Annotated in this window: 1 protein-coding gene and 1 pseudogene; both read right to left on the bottom strand. The window is 51.3% G+C overall.

Features of this window, described 5'->3' with window-relative positions; all coding sequences use genetic code 11:
* Positions 1 to 142 precede the first annotated feature (142 nt).
* Positions 143 to 817 (bottom strand): FkbM family methyltransferase, encoded by a 675-nt coding sequence (locus AC1DWI_RS24320; protein WP_477668494.1) that lies wholly within the window; start codon positions 815 to 817, stop codon positions 143 to 145.
* A 15-nt stretch (positions 818 to 832) separates the two neighbouring features.
* Positions 833 to 1,024, bottom strand: a pseudogene (locus AC1DWI_RS24315) (pyridoxamine 5-phosphate oxidase); the annotation flags it as partial.

The following is a 1,024-nucleotide window of genomic DNA, read 5'->3' as shown; positions in this document are numbered from 1 at the left end:
GAGTTCGGTTATCCAAAGGCGCTGTCGTGGAAGTGACGTCGTTTGCGAAAAAAACGCTCAAGACAGACGGACCGTGCGAAGGGTCTCCAGCTTGCAGGGACGGCCACTCTGAGTGGCACAAGATTTGAAGATCACGCAAGGTTCAATCCTTTCGGCTCCAGCTTTCCCAGACGAACTCGTAGTTCCAGGCTTCGTCGTGGGTTTGTGCCAGATCGTTGCGAATGAGCTCACGACGGGATACGGCTTTGTCTATGAAATTGTGGAACTGGACTTGCAGGTGGCGAATCCGACTAATGTCTCCAGAGGTGATCAACGCAGGAATCACATCAAACTCGCCGCCCTCGATATTGATCTTCATCAAATCGATTTGCGCAATTTCCAGTTCTTTGATGCAATTGACCACCGACCTGACTTCCACCCGCTGAACGGCGCCGGTCGCATGCGGTGAATCGAAGCTTGATGCGTTGTCGGCCAGGCCAATATTGAAGAATCCGTCGCTGGAAGACAGTCCATAGTTCAAACAGACGATTTTTGGATTACCCAGAAAGCGTGCTACGCACTGCTGATGAAACTCCGCAACGGGCTCAAAAATATAGACGGTGCAGCCGTAGCGTTTGTGGATTTCGGCGGCGAAATCGCCCAGGTATCCTCCAATATCGAAAACGATACTTTGCGCATTCAGTGGGTAGTTCAGGCGCAAGGTCTCATCCCCCCGGTCGCTGAACCAACGTTCAACTTCAATCAAGAATGGCTCCCGTTTGATGTGGCGGCGGTACATCAGCCCCAGGCGGGTTTTGATTTTGGAAACCAATGACATTGGTGTTCTCATGCGTTAGAGGTTTTTGAGCGTTGTGACTGCGTCGGCAATCGAGTAGTGATGGTTGCCAACAAACAAGCCGTTACTGTCGATATGCTCGGCGTTCTTCAGCTCACCGGAGACTTCCGAGTCGAAATATTTGACGACTTCATTCTTGGCAAAATTGCCGGCAACGATAGGTCGTACTTCGAACCCAAGGCCATTGAG

Source organism: Polaromonas sp. P3_C2, assembly GCF_056402675.1.
This window is presented reverse-complemented; position numbering and strand designations above follow the sequence as displayed.

Bases quoted from the DNA above. Each gene is read 5' to 3' on its own strand.
- AC1DWI_RS24320 (WP_477668494.1), bottom strand. From the start codon at position 817: ATGTCATTGGTTTCCAAAATCAAAACCCGCCTGGGGCTGATGTACCGC.